This window comes from Kamptonema sp. UHCC 0994, from assembly GCF_029167235.1.
GTDB lineage: Bacteria > Cyanobacteriota > Cyanobacteriia > Cyanobacteriales > Microcoleaceae > Kamptonema.
Genome location: NZ_JARFTR010000205.1, coordinates 1 through 2,598, shown reverse-complemented (window position 1 = coordinate 2,598; position 2,598 = coordinate 1). Strand labels below are relative to the sequence as shown.

3 protein-coding genes are annotated in these 2,598 nt (G+C 48.5%); all 3 read right to left on the bottom strand.

Annotated elements, in window-relative coordinates:
* The coding region (locus tag PY364_RS18480; protein ID WP_275524695.1) for a NusA N-terminal domain-containing protein at positions 1–436 on the bottom strand (436 nt) is incomplete at its 3' end.
* 217 nt (positions 437–653) lie between these two features.
* Positions 654–1,115, bottom strand: coding sequence for a ribosome maturation factor RimP (gene rimP, locus PY364_RS18475; protein ID WP_275524694.1), 462 nt, complete (start codon positions 1,113–1,115; stop codon positions 654–656).
* 514 nt (positions 1,116–1,629) lie between these two features.
* Positions 1,630–2,598: transcription termination factor NusA (nusA, locus tag PY364_RS18470; RefSeq protein ID WP_275524693.1), on the bottom strand; the 969-nt coding region annotated here is incomplete at its 5' end.

The window sequence follows — 2,598 nt, the reverse complement described above, 5'->3', positions numbered from 1 at the left end:
ATTCTTCTTGGATCATTTTGCGCTGTTGGTCGCGCAATTTTTGGGCGAGAACTTGTTTGGTTTGGATGGCGGCCATGCGCCCGAAGTCGTTTTGATCTGGGGTTACATCGAGGATAACTGTGTCTCCGAGTTGAGCTTCGGTGGCAACTTCTTGTACTTCTGAAAGTGCAATTTGATGGTCGGGGTTGCTAACTTCTTCGACTATACTTTTAGTTGCTAAAACGCGAAATCCTTCTTCTTCAATGTCTAGTTCTACTTCAAAGTTATCGAAGTATTCTTCACTAAAATGATCTAGGCGCTGGGTGCGACGGTAGCGCTCGTAACCTTTGACGAGGGCTTCGCGCAAGGCTGCTTGTACGGCGTGTTTCGGTAAGTTCCGCTCTTTACTAATAACATCGACCATATCTTTGAGTCCAGGCAAAGAAACCATTGACATATAAATATCTCCTTTGTTTTGGTAATGCTAATCGCTAATTGCTAATTGCTAATTGCTAATCGCTAATTGCTAATTGCTAATTGCTAATCGCTAATTGCTAATTGCTAATCGCTAATTGCTAATTGGTGCTTTTATGCCAACAACTAACAGTTAACAACTAACAGTTAACAGTTAACAGTTAACAGTTAACAGTTAACAGTTAACAATTAACAATTAGCTATCGAGGTTCGTCTAGTTGAACTTGGGTAATCAGGGAGCGGGGAATGGTGATTGGCCGCCCTTTTTGATTGATGTAAACTGCTGTCTCGTCCCGGCGGATTAGTTGACCTGCCCACTCTTTTAAGCCGTTGTAAGCTTCAGATGTTTTGACGATTACGGGAAATCCTTTAAAGGATATAAATTCGCGATCGCTCACGAGCGATCGCGAAAGGCCCGGACTAGAAATCTCTAGTACATAAGCGTCGGGAAGGATATCTGCCATATCTAACTTTTCTTCGAGGGCCTTACTCATCCGTTCGCAGTCTTCCAAACCTGTGTCTTGCTGCGGGTTGCGGATGTCCACTCGCAGGATGGGAGGGTTCTGGTTGGTGTGAAATACTGCCCCCACTACTTCCAATCCCAGTGTTTCCGCAAGGGGGGTGGCTAAGTCGATGATTTGTGGGATCAGGGGATGAGTCATGTCGATTAGAAGGAAGAGGGAAGAGGTAAGAGGGAAGAAGAAAGAGGGAATAAGGAAGAGGTAAGAAGAAAGAGGGAAGAAGGATATCTCCCTCTTCCCTCTTTCCCTCTTGTTTCCCTTGTCTGCTTTGAGACGAGATGCGATCTCGTTCTCTAGTAAGGGTTTCGCCGTGTCTCATGAGGCAATCCAACAAAAAAAGTGGGCTAGACCCACTCCCAGGTGAAACGATCTTCCAAGAAGTTTGAGGGCGAATTGAGTAGGATTCGCCTCAGTTTTTATTGTAACGGGAGCGTTGCGCTCTCTGCCACTTTCTCGTGGTGTGCGTTCGGAGATGGATAAGGAGGCGATCGCGTAGGACTTACGCACCCGCAGTCAAAAACCCGGTTCCTAGAAACCAGGTTTTTTGCGTAAATCCTGTGCTAATTGCTAATTTAGGGTTCCCGCATAGTCGTAACGCCGCCCTCTGGGCGGTGACTTTACCGCCCAGAGGGCGGCGTTACGGGATGTAATTCCTCTAGACGGCGGTTTCGGTTTCGTCAAGTTCGCGATCGCTGCGCTCAAAATCTGATTCGTCACTATCTTCGTCAAATTCTGATTCGTTTTCTTCTTGGGTTGCGAGTGCTAACCTCGAAGTTTCTGCTGCTAACTTGCTGTCTTCGGCGGCGCGATCGTATTTGGCAATATCTTTAATGTCTATTTTCCAACCTGTTAGCCGAGCCGCTAGCCGGACGTTTTGCCCTTCTTTGCCAATGGCTAAACTGAGTTGGTCTTCAGCCACAAGGATATGTGCCCGCCGCCCTTCAGGAGCCACTAGGCGTACTTCGTCTACCCGCGCCGGACTTAGGGCGTTGGCAATATAAGTAGCCGGATCGGGAGACCACCGGATCACGTCAATTTTTTCCCCTCGTAATTCGTTGACCACTACCTGAATCCGCGATCCCCGTGCGCCAATGCAGGCTCCTACGGGGTCTACGTCGCGATCGAGGGTATCGACGGCAATTTTGGTGCGGGGGCCGACGTGCCGGGAGGGAGGATTTGCTTCCCGTGCTACGGCGACAATTCGCACTACTCCGTCTTCAATTTCGGGGACTTCGTTGGCAAATAGGTAAACTACTAAGCCTGCGTCGGCTCTGGAGACGACTAGCTGGGGGCCTCTGGTAGCGCCTTCACCGACTTTTTTGAGGTAAACCTTAAAGGTGGCATTAGCCCGGTAGTTATCGTTAGGTAACTGTTCTCGCTTGGGGAGTTCGGCTTCTACTTCTGGCTGACCAAAACCACTGGTGACAGCGAGAATGGCTGACTGTCTCTCAAATCGTAAAACTCTTGCTTGGAGGACTGTTTCTTCTAGGTCTTTGAATTCTTCTTGGATCATTTTGCGCTGTTGGTCGCGCAATTTTTGGGCGAGAACTTGTTTGGTTTGGATGGCGGCCATGCGCCCGAAGTCGTTTTGATCTGGGGTTACATCGAGGATAACTGTGTCTCC

Bases quoted from the DNA above. Each gene is read 5' to 3' on its own strand.
- rimP (WP_275524694.1), bottom strand. From the start codon at position 1,115: ATGACTCATCCCCTGATCCCACAAATCATCGACTTAGCCACCCCCCTT.